This window comes from Verrucomicrobiota bacterium, assembly GCA_019247695.1.
In the GTDB taxonomy this organism is placed as follows: domain Bacteria; phylum Verrucomicrobiota; class Verrucomicrobiia; order Chthoniobacterales; family JAFAMB01; genus JAFBAP01.
Map to the genome: position 1 here is coordinate 96,500 of JAFBAP010000109.1, position 14,716 is coordinate 111,215.

A 14,716-nucleotide genomic window follows, 5' to 3' on the forward strand; every position below is an offset into this window, starting at 1 on the left:
CATTACTCGTTACCCGCCGCCAAGATGATGGATCACAATCGCGGTGCCAACGATAAGGGCGGTCAACGACGCCAGCAGAACGCCTGCGGCCGCCGTATCCTTGGCCGCGCGCGCCAGCGGGTGAATTTCCGGGTGCAAAAGGCTCACGAGACGCTCGATGGCGGTGTTCAGCGCTTCCGCCGTCAGGACCAGGCCGGTCAGCGTTCCGACGACCAGCCATTCGGCGTACCCGAATCGAAGGATCAAGCCGGCAATGAACGCTGAAGCGGTCCCGGCAAGGTGAATGCGAAAATTCCACTCCGTCGCGACCAGATGCCCGATGCCGGTGAACGCGTGTCCGAACGATCGCACCCGCAGCCTGAACCAGGGCCAGAACGAGGATTTCACCCGGTGCTCAATGTTTGGCGCGACTTACCCCTACAGGGGGCAGGCGGCTCCGAACCCGTCTTCCGCCCACCGGACCGTGCCGGGAACGGCTACTTGGAACCGGCCGGGAAATAGCTGCGAGCCGAAGGGCTGGCCGACGCTTCCGGGCGGGCTTGTTCCCGGCTTGCCTCATCCTTTTTCTTTTCAGGATTAGCTTCCGACTCCTCGTTGAGTTGCTGAATCTGGCGTACGGGGTGTCGTTCGCAGCCGGCAAAGGCAAAGGCGCAGCAGGCCGCCACAAATAGGAAAATCTTCATGCCAAACAAAAATCGATAAAGGACACAACCGCCTAATGATTATCGGCACCTGAGTCAACCGGGAAGATCGGGCTGCCCCGTCCGGCTGGTCAGGTTTACCGGCCCCGGCTCTCACCTATCCCCGATCGAGCGCCGAAAAAATTCTTTGTACCTGGCTGATTCTCGATTAACACAGGGGCCCGGACCGAACGCATGCCGAACAAGAAAGTTTCCTGTCTAACCGCCACCAACCTGGTCGTGGCCAACATGATCGGCACGGGCGTGTTCACCAGCCTGGGTTTCCAGGTGGCAGCGATCCGGTCCGATACGGCGCTGCTGGTCCTCTGGGCGATTGGCGGCATCGTATCGTTTTGCGGCGCGTTGTGCTACGCCGAACTGGCGACGGCGTTGCGGCGATCCGGAGGCGAATACCGTTTCCTGAGTTTGATCTACCATCCGTCGATCGGCTTCATCGCCGGGTGGATATCGGCTACGGTCGGCTTTGCCGCCCCGATCGCTTTGGCGGCAATGGCCTTTGGGAGTTACTTTCAGGCCGTGTTGCCGGCCGTTCCCCCGACGGTTTTGTCATTGCTGCTGGTATGGGTCATCACGGCCGTACACCTGGCCGGGATCCACACGGGGACAAGATTCCAGAACCTGTCCACGCTCATCAAGATGGCCCTGATTCTGGTCCTGATTATCGCCGGCCTTCTCATCCGGCCGGGGCAGCCGCTGCATTTCGGCGCCGCTCAGGAAGATCTCAGAGAATTGCTGTCCGGGCCATTTGCGGTGAGCCTGATTTACGTGATGTACGCCTACTCCGGATGGAATGCAGCGGCTTACATTACCGAAGAAGTTGTCGAGCCGGAAAAGAATGTTCCACGGGCCCTGGCGGTCGGGACCGTGGTCGTCACGGTCATTTACCTGGTGCTCAACTACATCTTCCTGCATACCACCCCTAAGGCGGCGCTGTCGGGCCAACTCCAGGTCGGCATGCTGGCCGGCCAGGCGATCTTCGGCACCTGGGGCGCCAGGATCGTCAGTATCCTGATCGGGTTCGGCCTGGTTGCGACCGTGGGAGCCATGGGCTGGATCGGTCCCCGGGTAACGAAGGCAATCGCGGACGATTTCCCCCGGCTGCATTGGTTGCGATGGTCGAGCCGGAATGGGACCCCCGTTTTAACGACGCTACTTCAACTGGCGATTGTGACCGCACTGATTCTCAGCGCGACGTTTGAGAAGGTGCTGGTCTACATCCAGTTCAGCCTGCTGCTCTCGTCATTTCTGGCCGTGCTGGGCCTTATCGTCCTGCGGATTCGCCGGCCCGAGCTTCCTCGTCCGTATCGCGTTTGGGCTTTTCCGATCACGCCGCTGGTTTTCCTCGCGGTCACCCTCCACATGCTCGTATACACCATCCGTGAGAGGCCGGTGGAATCGCTCTGCGGGGCGCTGACGTCGTGCTTCGGCGTTGTCGTGTACTTTTTGTGCCGCACGCCCGGCGCCCCCGACCCAGTCCTCCTCGCCGGCACCCGGAACCGGCGGGGCACTGATGCCCATCGCACCTGACCGGCGTCAGGGCCCCGCCCAGGCGCCGAGACGTTTTAAACCTCAGCACCCATCATTATGAGATTGACCGCTATTTTATCAGCGTTGCTGCTTGTGGCTTCCGGGTTGCGGGCACAAGAGGAGTTCCCGACCGTGGCGCCAACGCCGCATCCTTTCCTGACGGCCACGCCTCACCCGGCCGCCGCACCTGCCGCTACGGCCACACCTCTCGTGACCGCCGCACCTGGCACCCCGGCTGCGCCTCCCGTGACCGCCGCCCCTGCCGCTACGGCTGTGCCTTCCACAACCGTCGCCCCCTTTATCGTCACCCAACCGAGCCCGGCGCCCTCCCAGGTCATCCCGGAGCCTGACCGGCCAGTCCCCCCAGCCGGTGTGGTCGCACCGGTCGCACCCCAGTCGAAGACGAGTTTTGCCGATGTGGCCAGATACCTCGCCGGTCTGCCCGTCCCGGAAACCTCGCCGCTCGCACCACTGACGCGTGATCCGCAATGGATCGCGCACGCGAACGCCATGAACTCGGCCTTTGCAACCCTTGAGCAACGCCAGTTCGCCAATATCCGTCAGTGGCGTACTGAGGTCCTTTCTCCCGTCACCCAGGCGAGCCAGGCGTGCCTGTACCTGTTCAGCGGGCCGGACTTTCTCTACCCGAGCGTATTTTATCCCGATTGCCGCACTTACCTGCTGCAGGGGCTCGAACCGGCCGATCCGTTGCCCGACCTCTCGGCCATCCTTCCGGCGGCTTTGCTCGGTGCGGTACAGGATGCGGAGACCGCGCTGAACACCGTCCTGAATTTCAGTTTTTTCAAGACCAAGGACATGCGGGTAGACCTCCAGCGTGGACAGCTCAAGGGCGTCATTCCGCTGCTCTTTCTTTTTCTGGCGCGTTCAGGCAATGACGTTGCCGGGCTTGATTACGTAAGCGTTGACCGTGATGGCCACCTCCTGGACGGACGCGGGGGCGCGACCCGCGGCGTGAAAATCTCGGCTGTCAACACTAAGTCCGGTGCGCAAAAGGTAATTTACTATTTCACCGCGGACCTTTCCGACGACGCCCTGAAACGGAATTCCGGTCTCCTGCGCTTTTACGAGTCATTCGGGCACGCAAACGCGTTTGTGAAAGCGGCCTCTTACCTGATGCACGAGCCCGGTTTCAACGTGGTACGCAATTACCTGTTGTCGGCGAGCGCCACGATCCTTCAGGACGACTCCGGAATACCGGTCCGCGACTTCACGCCGGACCAGTGGACCCTGCGCTTTTTCGGCACGTACCCGGGCCCGATCAGCCTATTTGCCAAGTTCTACCAGCCCGAACTGCACCAGTACTACCAGGTAAGTTCGCCCAAACCACTCACCTTCGGTTTTGGCTACCGCTGGAGCCGCCACAACTCGACCTTAATCCTGGCGGTCAGAAAGTGAGCCGTTACCGTTAACCTGCCCCGGTTTCCGCGCCCGCAGCTACTCTGCCCTGGTTCGAATCGCTTTTGCCGCCAATGACGGCGAAGGCGTGGATCCGGCAAAGAGCAGCCGCAGGAAATGCGCATCGGAAAAGTCGGCGTTCCGGCCCTGGCGAATCACGATAAGGTTTTCTGAAGGAATCAGGAACATGCGCTGGTAACCGGATCCGATCGCCGCGACCATATCGCTCGGTGCGACGTGGCTCAGGCAAGCGTGCTGCCAGGCTTGTCGCTGCCAGGGTTGCTCCAGCACCTTCTCGACGTCCACCTCGCGCGCATCCGGATCATCCGCATAGCGGTTCAACCAGAAGCCCATGCCGAATATCGGATTCGCCTTGGTGCCATGAAAACATTCCTCGAGGTCTTGCAAGTGGACGAGCTGGCGGCCGTGGTACCGCCCCCCGGCAAGGATCAAACGGCCGAACTGGGCCCATTGCCGGGCCGTCAACTTGAAGCCGCTTGCCAGGAGCGGGTTGCCGGCAGCGTCCTTTCGAAAGTCGACTGAGCGGATCCCAAGCGGCCACAACAAGTGACGGGTCAGGTATTCTTCCGGTGTGGTGTGGCGCAGAGCCAGCTTGCGTTTGAACACCTCCAAAAAGACCTGCAACTGGCTGGGCCCGTACATGAAGGCCTCTCCCGGACGGCAGACGGGCGGAAGCCGGACGCTGTAAGCGTCCCGATCCGGAATCGACCGGCCGTGAAGAGCGAACACGGGTTCCAGACCGGCCGTGAAAGAGAGCAGGTCGCGGATGCGGATCTGCGATTTGACCGGGCTGCCCTCCCACTCGGGCAGGGTCCGGGCTGCCGGCTCATCCAGGTCCAGGATACCCTCCTGTTCGGCAATGGCCGCCGCGACGCACCAAAACCCTTTCGTGCCGCTGAAAATGGAGGTGATGTAACCAGGGCTGAAGCCGTTATGGTACGCCTCGTAGACGATACGGTCATCTTTAACGACCAGCAGGGACAAGCCGTTCCGCGATGCGGCGTAGGCGTCGGCCGCGCGGACGGCCGCAGGGTCAAGTTCCAGTGCGCGGGCCAAAGGCGCACCGCTTAGAGAGCAGAGGGTGACGAGAACGATCGCTAAGGTCTTTTGCATGCCGGAGAGTACGTCAGTATGTGGCTACAACCCGGAGGGAGGGGCGTTTAGCACTGAAGTTCTGCCGGACACGCCGCATAGAATCAAGCGTGAAAAGATCGATGGGGCGGTTGGTTTATTCGTGGGACGCGCTCCCCGGCAACGGCGAGAGCACTGGCAGTTGCGAAATGGCGGCGTAGTTTGGACCGACACGCGCCCGACCCCTGTGGCCGGGACGCCGTCTGCCGCCACCGACAATGCTGCTTCGCCTTTTCCTTGCCCTTAACCCGTCGCCGGAGGTGCGCGAACAACTGACCCTGGCGCAAACTCACCTGCGAATGGCCTTGGGGGAAGCGCTCGATCTGCAAGTCGCATTCCGGTGGACGCGGCCCGCCCAGTTTCATCTCACCCTCCTGTTCCTCGGCAACGTTCTCGACGACCAACTCCCGGTGCTCATCCGAGCCGTCCAGGAAGCGACCACCCCGGTGCAAGCCCCGTTTTCGTTGCGCCTGGATCGCTACGGCTGTTTTCCGGCGGTGAGCCGTCCACGCGTTTTTTGGCTTGGCATCCAACCATCCTCCCCCCTGAGTGAACTCCAGCACCGGCTCGCCGCCGGGCTTGCTCCGAAGTTTGGCCTGGATGCCCGCGACTTTGCCTACCCGCACGTCACGCTCGCCCGCTCCAGAACCGAACGTTCGCTCCCGCATCTGCAGGATTTTCTCCGGGGCCTCGGGTCGCCGGAAGGTTTTTATCCGATCTGGGAAGCGCAACGGTTGTCTTTGATGCGTTCGGTTCTTGGTGCAAAAGGTTCAGAATACGAAAGTGTGCAGGAGTTTCCATTAGGGTCATGAATGAGACGGTTCGTAACCAGGCCTGGATAGGTGACGCGGTGTTGTCTTTGTACGTGCGCGAATGGCTCTCGCCGTGCATCGGTCAAACGGTGCCAGACCGGAATGCGCTCCATGAACTTTTCACTTCCAACCAATTTCTCTCCGGTTTTGGTGAGCCGACGGCGGTTGAGGCTGAAATCGGCCGTATTTACCTCGAACAGGGATTACCGGCGGCCTTCGCGCATATCCAAGGGCGTTTTGCCGAAAGATTCCTCCGCACCGCGCGCAAATTGAGACTTCGGGTCAGCTCCCTTACGACGGCCAATCGTCCGCAGAGCACGCAAAAGACGATACATCCACAGATTACACAGATTGACACGGATTAAGGGCACACGGCGGGCACAGCGGGTTTGGCGGGCGCAACGACAGAGTTCACAAGGGCACACGGCGGGCACAACGTAAGAGTTCACACGGCGGGCCACGGCGAACACGGCGGGAAGACAGAATCATCCGGTCCCCGAATTCGGGCCCTAGCAAGGATTGCGCCGTCTTTGCCCCGGAGCGGCGGCGAGAGTACTTGGCACTAAAGTTCCCGGCTACCGCCAACCGCCGCTCCGGGGCAAAGACGGCGTAGATTCCCGGCGGGCCCAACCCGCAGCCCTCATTGGTGGCATTCTTCCTTCCGCCGTGTTCGCCGTGTGAACTCTTACGTTGTGCCCGCCAAATCGCCGTGCCCGCCGTGTGACCCGACACCCGACACCCGACACCCAGCGCTTACACCTCGACGGCGCCCGCCTTGGGAAGGTCGAAGTAAAACTCGGTTACCTTGCCCGGTTGGCTATGGACGCCGATTCTGCCCTCGTGGGCATGAATGATTTCCCGCGCGATTGACAGCCCCAGGCCCGCGCCTTCGCCGTTGGTGTTGGCGACCCGGTAAAACTTGTCAAAGATGCGGCTCTGCTCGGACTCAGGCAGGCCGGCGCCGAAGTTCGTGACGATAAACCGGACCGCGTTCGGCTCCGCCCCTTGCGCTCGGAGCGTAATCGTCGAACCGGGCGTGCTGTACTTGATTGCGTTCGACAGCAGGTTGGACAGTACGAGGCCGACCCGATCCCGATCGGCTTGCACCGGCGGCCACTCACCGTCGATCTCGACTGCCAGGGTGCGTCCCGCCGCGCGGATCGGTTCTTCAAATGCCTTTGCGGCGTCGGTGATCAGGATACGCGGATCGATCGACTTCAGGTCGAGCTGCGCTTTTCCGCTCTCTATCCTGGCAAGATCAAGCAGGCTCGTCAGGGTGCGCAGCAGGCGCTCGCAATCCTCACAGGCTGAACTGACCAGATCCTCCTGCGTCTGCTCCAGGGGCCCGGTGCTTTTTTCCAGGAGCAAGTGCAGCACCAGGCGGATATTCGTCAATGGCGTCTTGATTTCATGGCTGAGGGTGGCCAGCATGTCCGACTTCAGGTCGTCGAGCCACCTGAACCTCGTGACGTCCAACAGCATCAGGGCCCGGCCAAACAGGCTCCCGTCCTCCAGCACAATCGGAAAAACGCGGGGCAAAAAATAGTATTCCTGTTCGTTCAGACGGAACAGAAACGCCTGCTTGAGATCGATCAGCGTGTAATCGCGGCCGGTCACCAGCGTTTTAGCGAGGTGCCTTTCGAGGACTCCAGGGAGGCGTCCCGGCGAATCCAGGCCCTTGAGAAAACGTTCTGCCGCCGGGTTCAACCGTTGCAGGGCGTCGTGCCCGTCCAGGATGAAGAGAGGGTAAGGCAGGGTGGTCATCATCGCGCGAATGACCTGGTTCAGCTCGATGAACTTGCGGTCCGTCTCGCGGTAGAAGTTCCGCAGTTCCATGGCCATGCCGTTGAATTCGTTCGTCAGCTCGCCCAACTCGTCCGAGAACACCACCGGCAGATTCTGTTCAAAGTGCCGCGAGCGGAGTTCACGGATAGAACGGGTCAGGTTTCGGATCGGCATGATCAGCGATTGGCCGAGGCGGGCGTAGGTGAACACGAAGACGACCACGGCGCTGCTCATTGCAAGGACCAGCAGGCGGATGGAATCCTTGGCCTGCGCGTCAGCCTGGTTGTTGGCCGCCAGCATCTGCTGTTCATTCCGCTGCAGGATGTTTTCAGCAAGATTGGTGATCTGGAGGGTCAACTGGCCGGTCTCGCCGCGCGTCTCGCGGTAATGCGGGTTATTGGCGGCGAACTCGGCAAAGACGCGCCGGTAATTGTCGAAGTAACGGTTGATGACCGCCTGCAGGTCACGGACCAGCACGGTTTGTTCGGAATCATGCGCGTTCCGCCAAAGCACCGGCATGCGCTCGTTTACCTCCTTTTGGGCCTGGTCAAGCGGTCCCGTCTGATCGTAGGGAGGGTTAGGCCGGTCACCCCGGGAGTAGTAGATGTTCAGCCTGGCGGTGGTCACCCGGAGGAAATGACACACTTTGATGCTGTCGTAATTGTCCTTGAGAATCTTGTCAAAGGCGGTGCTGAGCGAATGGAAAAGGTAAACTCCATAGATCCCCACCAGGAGGAGGATCAGGAGCGTCGCCAGCAGGCCAAGGGTAAGTCGCCATCGTAACATGTCTGCAAAGAAATCGTGTGGAGGGCTCACGCCGGCAAATACAGACGATTGTGGGACTGCGAGCCCCCACACAATCTCTAAAGGTTCAGCCGTTTGCGTTTGCGGTAAAGCGTTGCCGGATCAATTCCTAATGTCTTGGCTGCGGCATCAAGGCTGGCGGTTTTGCGCAAGATCTTCCGGATGTGCGCTTCTTCCAGCGTTTCCAGCGTCACACTGGCTCCCACGATCGGGTCCTCGCCGTCGGCGTCGGATGATGCGGCCACCGGAATAAAATGCTGATCGATGACCTGGTCATGCGAGAGGATGACCGCCCGCTCCACGGTATTTCTGAGTTCGCGAATGTTCCCGGGCCACGTGTAAGCAACCAGTCGCTTCCTTGCTTCTTCGCTGAAGCGAACAGGTTCGCGCTTAAGCTGGGCACTGTAGAATGCCAGGAACGAATCGGCCAGAGCCAGCAGGTCAGCCTTACGTTCGCGCAACGGCGGGAGCTGGACGGAGATCACGTCCAGGCGGTAGTATAAGTCTTCCCGGAAGCCGCCTTTACGGACTGCCTCTTTCAAATCCTTGTTGGTTGCGGCAATGATCCGTGCGTTAGAAACCCGGGTCTTGTGTTCGCCCAGGCGCTCATACTGATGTTCATGCAGGAGGCGAAGCAGCTTGGGCTGGATTTCCAGGGGCAGCTCGCCGATTTCATCCAGAAAGAGCGTGCCGGATTCGGCCGCGGCAACCTTGCCCCAACTGTCGCGGATGGCGCCGGTGAAGGCGCCTTTGACGTGTCCGAACAACTCGCTCTCCAGCAATTCGCGCGTCAGGCTGGGACAACTGACCGTCACGAAGGGCCCCTCCGTGGTGGAACTGTGGGCGTGGACGAACCTGGCCAGGGCGCTCTTACCCGTGCCGCTCTCACCCAGCAAAAGGATCGGCGCCTGCGTCGGAGCAGCCCGGACCAGCACGTCATGGACGGCCTGCACCTGCGGGTCCTCAGAGATGATCTCCAGGTCAGGCGTGGCGCGTTGCACCTCATCCTGGAGCTCGTTAAGCCGGGTCTCGAGCCGGCGTTGTTTCTCCACCTTTACAAGCAACTGGCGGAGGTGCTCCGGCGTGAACGGTTTTTCGAGATAATCGAAGGCACCGCGCTGGATGGCGGCAACCGCGGAAGCAACGGTCGCGTAAGCCGTGAAAACGACGACCGCGACCTGCGGCGACTGCCGTTTGATCTGTTCGAGGATTTCCAGGCCATCCTCATTGCCAAGCCGGAGATCGAGAAACACCAGATCGTAAGCCTCTTCCTGCAGTTTCAGGAGAGCTACGGTGCCGTTATCAGCGGTATCTGCCTGGTGGCCGGCAGCCTTGATCGCCACCGCCGTTGAGGTGCGAATCGACTTTTCGTCGTCGATAATGAGGACGTTCATGAGGTGCCCCGGGTTTTCGTGCCCACGAGTGCCGCGACGCAACGATAAGCACTAGACGTGCCCGACCGGCCACCGTTACACGCACATCACGGGTAAGCAACGCGTAGCGGGTTTCGGGCACACAGCGGGCACAGCGGGTTTGGCGGGCACGACATAAGAGTTTACACAGCGAACACGGCGGGCCACGGCGGGAAGATTAAATCATCCGCAGAACACGCAGAAGAACGCAGAAAAGGGGAAACATCCACAGATTGACACAGATTAAGAGCGGGCGGCAATTCTAAGGTTGACACTCGCACCCATCCCCCATGCTGCCGCTCCGAACTCCGAACTCCGAACTCCGAACTCCGAACTCCGAACTCCGAACTCCGAACTCCGAACTCCGAACTCTTTCCCCCTCTTTCCGCCGTGTTCGCCGTGGCCCGCCGTGTTCGCCGTGTGAACTCAGTCGTTGTGCCCGCTTTCTCCCGCCGTGGCCGCCGTGTGCCCGACACGCTGCAAAATGCATTCGCGCCCGGCGCCCTCCTGCATCTTGCAACTCGGGATCAGGCGGGCTTCTTGGTCAGAGTCTCCCGGACTTCAGACAACTTCCCGGCCGACCCTAGTTTCTCGTTCTTACGGGCAATGAACTTGGCGTATTCGGCCACAAACGTCTTGCCCGGCGGCCGGAAATCGAACATCTCGGGGTGGTCACGGAAAAATTCCCGGTGCACCCGCGTCCAGACCAGCCGCCCATCGGTGTCAATGTTGATTTTGGTGACGCCCAATTGGGCCGCCGGCAGGTATTCATTTTCATCGACCCCGCGCGCCTCCGGGTCCAGCTTCCCGCCGGCCGCATTGATGCGCTGCACCTCCTCGGTGGGTACGCTGGAGCTGCCGTGCATGACCAGCGGCACACCGTGCAGCAAGCGCTGCAGTTCGCGCAGCACCTCAAAGTGCAGGCTCTGTTTGCCCTTGAACTTGTACGCGCCGTGGCTGGTACCAATGGCGGCCGCCAAGGCATCGCAGCCGCTCTCGTTCACGAACTCCACCGCCTCTTTGGGGTCGGTCAGAAAAGCACTGCCCTCCTCGACCTGCACGTCTTCTTCCACGCCGCCCAACCGGCCCAACTCAGATTCGACGCTTATGCCTTTGGCATGCGCGCGTTCGACGACGCGTTTGGTGATGGCCACGTTTTCTTCAAAAGGTTCATGGCTGGCGTCGATCATCACCGAGCTGTAAAAGCCCGAGTCGATGCAATCGTAACAAGTGGATTCATCGCCATGATCAAGGTGTACGGCAAAGACAGCTTCGGGGTACATCTGCTCGGCCGTGCGAATCAAGGCTTCCAACATGCGTTTGTCGGCATACTGGCGCGCGCCCTTCGACAACTGGATAATAAAGGGCGCCTGCGACTCCATGCACCCCCGAAACAACCCCAGGATCTGTTCAAGGTTGTTGACGTTGTAAGCCCCGACTGCGTACTTACTGTACGCAAGCTTATAGAGATCAGCAGTGGTGACGATCATAAACTTGCGACAAGTAAAGGCCGGACCGAGCGCTTGTACAGGGCAATCCACGCAGGCGTGAACTCCTGAGGCGGCCCGCACGATCGATCCTGCCAGCCGCAGGTTGTGCTGCGAGCCCGCAAGCGCTATCAACCAGCATGCGGATCCTACGCGTCGAAAGTGAGGCCGAAATCGACGGAAATCAGCTGGTGGGTGCACTTGCCGACCTGGGCGTTAATCCATCCAGTTTCGAATGGGAATTTTCCAAGCTTGAAGTTGGGGATTTCCACATGCATTTCGAACGCCCGGACGGGGGTGCCGGCGTAGCATTCTCGATTCACTCGGGCGCAACCCACCACGACCCACACGAACATGAGCATGAGCATGAGCATGAACATGAACATGAACACGAGCCTGCGGGTGCTTCTCCTGCGCATGGACAACCGGGCAACGGCCACGGGTCCCACGCCCATGACCACGAGCACGCCCACGGCCATGGTGATGGCCACCGGCATTCCGCCGGAGTGGCAGAGAGGAACAGTCCCGCGGACAGCCCTGATTATGATCTCGATGCCTTGCGCAGGCTGGTTCAGAACAGCGATCTTTCCGGCCGCAGCAAGGAGATAAGCCTGGGCTTACTGGCGCAATTGGCAACGTCTGCTCCGGCCGCACCCGGCACCGGGACAGCCGGAGGGGGCCGGGGCCATGCCTTGTCTGAGGCAGAGCTCTCGTTGCTTGCGCAAACGGTTCTCATCGCGGTGGGGGTCGACCAACTCGGGATCGACCGGATCGAAATTGCGCAGGCAGCCGAAGCCGGTCGCGGGTCCGGCAGCGCCGGCGCACACCAATCCACCATTTCGCTCGATCCGGTAATAACTGCCGTGCAAGCGGTATTGCCCCGGGGTGAACTGCCCGCCGGACTGCGCAGCGTAAAGTCAGGCATCGGCTTGCCGGTGGAAACGCGCGCGGCCGGTGACGGCGGGGCCGTCCGGGTTTCTTTGCTCGAAGGATAAGGGAGCCGGGACCGGGAACCGGCGGGTTAACCCTACCCGCGCGTCTGGATTTTTCCGGTGCAAAAAAACGGGTTGCAGTCCAGGTGCAATGTGTGGACGATTTTTAAGTATGAGCACCGCGACTGTAGAGAAAGTCTCTCAGCTTGATCAACTTAAAAATTTTACCAAAGTCGTTGCCGACACCGGCGACTTTGAGACCATGCGGGCTTACAAGCCGCAGGATGCCACCACCAACCCGAGCCTCATTTTTGCTGCGGCACAAAAACCCGACTACGCAGAACTCCTGGAACGGGCCATCGCCGATTTGAAAAATTCGCCCCTGAACGGCCATGCCAAGGTTGACGCCGCCATGGATAACCTGCTGGTCAATTTCGGGGTGGAGATTCTTCAGATCGTACCTGGCCGCGTATCGACCGAGACCGACGCGCGCCTCTCGTTCGATCGTGAAGGTTCTATCAACAAAGCGCGGCAGCTCATCGGTTTATATGAGAAGAAGGGCATTCCGCGCGAGCGAGTGCTGATCAAGATCGCCTCGACCTGGGAGGGCATTAAAGCTGCCGAGCAACTGCAGAAAGAGGGAATCAACTGCAACCTGACTTTGCTGTTCTCCTTTCCCCAGGCCGTGGCATGCGCCGAGGCCGGTGTCCGCCTGATCTCGCCATTCGTGGGCCGGATTTACGACTGGTACAAGCAAAGCACCGGCAAAGAATACCGGGGCGCCGAAGACCCGGGCGTGCAGTCGGTCAGCAAGATCTACCATTACTACAAAAAATTCGGCCACTCGACCGAAGTCATGGGGGCCAGCTTCCGTAATACCGGTGAGATCGTGGAGTTGGCGGGATGCGATCTGCTCACCATCAGCCCCAACCTTCTTGAACAACTGGCTAACAGCAGCGACCCGATCGAGCGAAAATTAGACCCGGAAAAAGCCAAGACGGCCAATCTTGACCGGGTCACGTTCGACGAAAAAACGTTCCGTTTCGAGTTCAACGAAGACCCGATGGCGGTGGAAAAGACGGCGGAAGGCATCCGGAAGTTTTCTGCCGACATTCGTAAACTCGAGAAGATCGTTGAATCCAAACTCTGATTAACATTTTACTCCGAGCGGAGTTGTGGGGACAAGGCCGGCGGCGACGCCGGCCTTGTCTTCGCTGGTGAGATTGAGGCCGGGATCGTGGCTGACGGTTCTGGCGGGTGATGGCCGGGCAACTATGATTCAGCCCGGTTCAATCGATTGATGACGGCCTGAGCAAACTCCTTGGTAGATGCCGTGCCACCCAGATCGCCGGTGCGTATCTTATCTTCGTTCAGCGTCAGGTCGATTGCCTTGCGCATTCGATCCGCGAGGTCATTTCGAGCGACGTGATCCAGCATCATTGCGGCCGCGAGCATGACCGCCAGCGGGTTGGCAATTCCCTTGCCTGCAATGTCCGGAGCAGAGCCGTGGACCGCCTCGAAAATGGCCGCGTCAATGCCAATGTTGGCGGCGGGTGCCATGCCGAGTCCCCCGACCAGTCCGGCAATTTCGTCCGACAGGATATCGCCGAACAGGTTGGTCGTGACGATGACGTCGAATTGCCATGGGTTCAGCACCAGCTGCATGGCGCAGGCATCGACGATGCGTTCCTCCATCGGCATCTTGCTTTCGTAAACTTTTCCCACGTCGCGGGCGGTTTCCAGAAAAAGGCCGGTCAGCGCTTTCAGGATGTTAGCCTTATGCACCACGGTCACTTTTTTACGGCGGTTCCGGATCGCGTACTCGAAAGCGAATTCAACGATACGCCGGCAACCTACCCGGGTGTTGACTCCGGAGCCGATCGCAACGGCGTGAGGATCGTCGCCGATCGGGATGTAGTGCTCGAAGCCGACGTAAAGGCCTTCGGTGTTTTCTCGCACCAGCACCAAGTCGATGTTTTCATAGCGGCCGCCCGGCGTCAACGAACGGGCAGGCCGAACGTTGGCGTAAAGGTGGAATTCTTCACGCAACCTGACGTTTGATGACCGGTAGCCACCTCCAACCGGTGTGGTGAGCGGACCCTTCAGCGCCAGCCGGGTACGGCGAATACTGTCGAGGGTGGGTTGGGGCAGCGGATCACCGTGGGCTTCAACTCCTGCCATCCCAGCCTTGTGCTCTTCCCATGCAAACGGGGCGCCCAGGGAATCGAGCACCATAACAACGGCATCAACAATCTCCGGGCCAATGCCGTCACCAGGAATCAAGGTAGCCGGAATTACCTTCTCTCCAGCGGATTGCACGATCTTAGTGTTGCAGGTTTTGAGGCGAAGAAAAGAAAGTTCGGAGTTCGGGGTTCGGGGTTCGGAGCCGTCGTGGGACCGGGTCCGATTTCCCCTGAGGGTCAGGCTCACACGGCAGGAAGACCGAATCATCCGCAGAACACGCAGAGAACGCAGAAAAGAGAAACATCCACAGATTACACAGATTGACACCGATTAAGAGGAGCGGGAGGAGCGGGCGGCAATTTTAAGGTTGACACTCGCACCCACCCTCCAGGATGCCGCTCCGAACTCCGAACTCCGAACTCCGAACTCCGAACTCCGAACTCCGAACTCCGAACTCCGAACTCCGAACTCCGAACTCCTTCCCCCCTCTTCCCGCCGTGGTCG

Annotated in this window: 13 protein-coding genes; 6 read left to right on the forward strand and 7 right to left on the reverse strand. The window is 60.1% G+C overall.

Features of this window, described 5'->3' with window-relative positions; translation table 11 throughout:
- Positions 1 to 9: 9 nt before the first annotated feature.
- Both JO015_12535 and JO015_12540 read right to left on the reverse strand, forming a co-directional pair.
- The gene (locus JO015_12535; protein ID MBV9999924.1) at positions 10 to 387 is read right to left on the reverse strand and encodes a diacylglycerol kinase family protein; all 378 of its coding nucleotides are present in this window, start codon (positions 385 to 387) and stop codon (positions 10 to 12) included.
- An 89-nt stretch (positions 388 to 476) separates the two neighbouring features.
- A complete protein-coding gene (locus JO015_12540; GenBank protein MBV9999925.1) occupies positions 477 to 683 on the reverse strand; it encodes a hypothetical protein in 207 nt (68 codons plus the stop codon).
- A gap of 192 nt (positions 684 to 875) precedes the next feature.
- On the opposite strand from JO015_12540, the gene JO015_12545 reads away from it, so the two are divergent.
- Positions 876 to 2,228 carry an amino acid permease gene (locus JO015_12545; GenBank protein MBV9999926.1) on the forward strand — a complete coding sequence of 451 codons (1,353 nt, stop codon included), beginning with the start codon at positions 876 to 878 and terminating at the stop codon, positions 2,226 to 2,228.
- A 57-nt stretch (positions 2,229 to 2,285) separates the two neighbouring features.
- Positions 2,286 to 3,644 (forward strand): hypothetical protein, encoded by a 1,359-nt coding sequence (locus JO015_12550; GenBank protein MBV9999927.1) that lies wholly within the window; start codon positions 2,286 to 2,288, stop codon positions 3,642 to 3,644.
- A 39-nt stretch (positions 3,645 to 3,683) separates the two neighbouring features.
- On the opposite strand, the gene JO015_12555 is transcribed toward JO015_12550, so the two are convergent.
- Positions 3,684 to 4,778 (reverse strand): beta-lactamase family protein, encoded by a 1,095-nt coding sequence (locus JO015_12555; protein MBV9999928.1) that lies wholly within the window; start codon positions 4,776 to 4,778, stop codon positions 3,684 to 3,686.
- A 236-nt stretch (positions 4,779 to 5,014) separates the two neighbouring features.
- Between JO015_12555 and thpR the strand changes: the two genes are divergently transcribed.
- On the forward strand, positions 5,015 to 5,608 hold the full coding sequence (gene thpR / locus JO015_12560) for an RNA 2',3'-cyclic phosphodiesterase (GenBank protein ID MBV9999929.1): 594 nt from the start codon (positions 5,015 to 5,017) through the stop codon (positions 5,606 to 5,608).
- A complete protein-coding gene (locus tag JO015_12565) occupies positions 5,605 to 5,973 on the forward strand; it encodes a hypothetical protein (protein MBV9999930.1) in 369 nt (122 codons plus the stop codon). Before thpR ends, JO015_12565 begins: the two co-directional genes overlap by 4 nt.
- A gap of 388 nt (positions 5,974 to 6,361) precedes the next feature.
- On the opposite strand, the gene JO015_12570 is transcribed toward JO015_12565, so the two are convergent.
- From JO015_12570 to JO015_12580, 3 genes are all read right to left on the reverse strand, one after another.
- Positions 6,362 to 8,179: a HAMP domain-containing protein gene (locus JO015_12570; protein ID MBV9999931.1), complete on the reverse strand. Its 1,818-nt coding sequence runs from the start codon at positions 8,177 to 8,179 to the stop codon at positions 6,362 to 6,364.
- A gap of 77 nt (positions 8,180 to 8,256) precedes the next feature.
- Entirely contained in the window at positions 8,257 to 9,591 is a 1,335-nt protein-coding gene (locus tag JO015_12575; GenBank protein ID MBV9999932.1) for a sigma-54-dependent Fis family transcriptional regulator, read from the reverse strand.
- A gap of 545 nt (positions 9,592 to 10,136) precedes the next feature.
- Positions 10,137 to 11,099 carry a class II fructose-bisphosphate aldolase gene (locus JO015_12580; GenBank protein ID MBV9999933.1) on the reverse strand — a complete coding sequence of 321 codons (963 nt, stop codon included), beginning with the start codon at positions 11,097 to 11,099 and terminating at the stop codon, positions 10,137 to 10,139.
- A 137-nt stretch (positions 11,100 to 11,236) separates the two neighbouring features.
- Here JO015_12580 and JO015_12585 point away from each other — a divergent pair, with 137 nt between their 5' ends.
- Both JO015_12585 and tal read left to right on the forward strand, forming a co-directional pair.
- Positions 11,237 to 12,091: a DUF111 family protein gene (locus JO015_12585; GenBank protein MBV9999934.1), complete on the forward strand. Its 855-nt coding sequence runs from the start codon at positions 11,237 to 11,239 to the stop codon at positions 12,089 to 12,091.
- A 109-nt stretch (positions 12,092 to 12,200) separates the two neighbouring features.
- Positions 12,201 to 13,178 carry a transaldolase gene (gene tal, locus JO015_12590; protein MBV9999935.1) on the forward strand — a complete coding sequence of 326 codons (978 nt, stop codon included), beginning with the start codon at positions 12,201 to 12,203 and terminating at the stop codon, positions 13,176 to 13,178.
- 122 nt (positions 13,179 to 13,300) lie between these two features.
- On the opposite strand, the gene JO015_12595 is transcribed toward tal, so the two are convergent.
- Positions 13,301 to 14,479 (reverse strand): NAD-dependent isocitrate dehydrogenase, encoded by a 1,179-nt coding sequence (locus JO015_12595; protein MBV9999936.1) that lies wholly within the window; start codon positions 14,477 to 14,479, stop codon positions 13,301 to 13,303.
- Positions 14,480 to 14,716: the final 237 nt, after the last annotated feature.